Here is a 1411-nt window from a genome sequence, read left to right as displayed (position 1 = left end):
GCAGCGGGTTGGGAGTGATGGTCGGCGACGAGAACGGGTCCAGGTCGAGGTTCGGCGAGGAGGTGACCGGCGGACGCCCGCCCGTGCCGGGCGCACCGCCCGTGGTGCCGGTGCCGTTCGTCCCCGGCGCGCCATTGGTGCCGCCGGTGGTGTTCCCGGACGACATCGGGGTGTCCGTGGGCAGCTGGTTGATCTGGGAGGCGCCGAAGACCGCCCCCAGGCCGAGTTTGGTGGTGATGTCGTTGAGGGTGTTCTTGAGGCCGGAGCCGAGGAACTCGGCGTTGATGTCGAGTGCCCTGGTGAGGCGTTCGCTGAGCATCGCCGAGTAGAAACCCGCCGAGCTGCCGGTGAACTCCTTCGTGGTGAAGCCGTTGTAGAGGACCTCCGAGCCGTACCCGAGGAGTCCTTCGCCGACTCCGTCGACGAGGAAGTTCAGGATCTTGGCGCCGATTCCCTTCTGGTCGAAGAGGCCGCCCACCCCGATCGACATCGCCCGGACCACATCGTCGCCGTAGGCGTCCGGGAGGGCGCTCTCACGCAGGACCCGGCTCAGGGAAGGCCCCAGATTGGGGTCCATCATGTTCTCGGCGTACGTGCGTGCCCAGGTCCGGCCCAGGTTCTCGGCGGCCTCCCCGCCCAGGTCGTCACCGAAACGGCGGGCGAACAGAACACCCATGGCGTCGGTGAACCCCGCCGTCTGGAACAGCGGGTCGGCCCCGTCACGGCTGAACGTGTTCGAGAACGCGGCCAGGGAGTCCGTGAAGTCCCGCGCGAACACCCGGTCCACACCCGGACCCCCGCCCCCCGTCCCGGGGGTGGGCAGGCCGGTCGTGGGCGGCGGGTTCAGATCCCCTTCGGGGCGGGGGCGCGGCACGGGTGACGGGGCTCCGCCGCCGCCGTTGTCGTCGAGGTCGTCCGCGTTCCGGGTCACATTGCGGTTGACGCCGGGGCGTTTCTCCAGGGACTGGGCCAGCTCGTTGAACAGCTTCTTGCGGGAGCCGCTGCCGATCAGGTCGGTCAGCTTCTTCGCGAACCAGGCCGTGGCGAACTGCATCGGGACCGCGAGACCGCCCTGGACCGCGCCGAAACCCACCGCCTGGACCAGGTAGTCCGAGCCCTTCCTGGTGGTCTTGCCCTGCTGGGCCAGCATCCACTGCGTCAGCCGGTCCATCGCCACCGCGAGACCGATGTTGATGACCTGCTGCATCAGGATCGACATCAGCACCCGCATGACCAGACTCCGCAGGATCGCCTGGTACAGCGACCGCAGCATCGCCTGCCGGATCATCGCCCCGAACGGGTTCCAGATCGCCATGATCAGCGTGAACGCCCACTCCAGCAGGAACATCGCCATCTGGAGCAGGATCATCAGATTCGTGTAGTCGACCTGATACGCCGACTCGTCCGCGAA

1 pseudogene is annotated in these 1411 nt (G+C 68.0%); it reads right to left on the bottom strand.

The annotated features are described in order from the left end of the window. Positions 1–1411, bottom strand: a pseudogene (locus ABZV94_RS41615) (hypothetical protein); the annotation flags it as partial.

The organism is Streptomyces sp. NPDC004658, from assembly GCF_040609555.1.
In the GTDB taxonomy this organism is placed as follows: domain Bacteria; phylum Actinomycetota; class Actinomycetes; order Streptomycetales; family Streptomycetaceae; genus Streptomyces.
The sequence above is the reverse complement of the archived record's forward strand: the minus strand, read 5'-3'. Positions and strand labels throughout refer to the sequence as shown.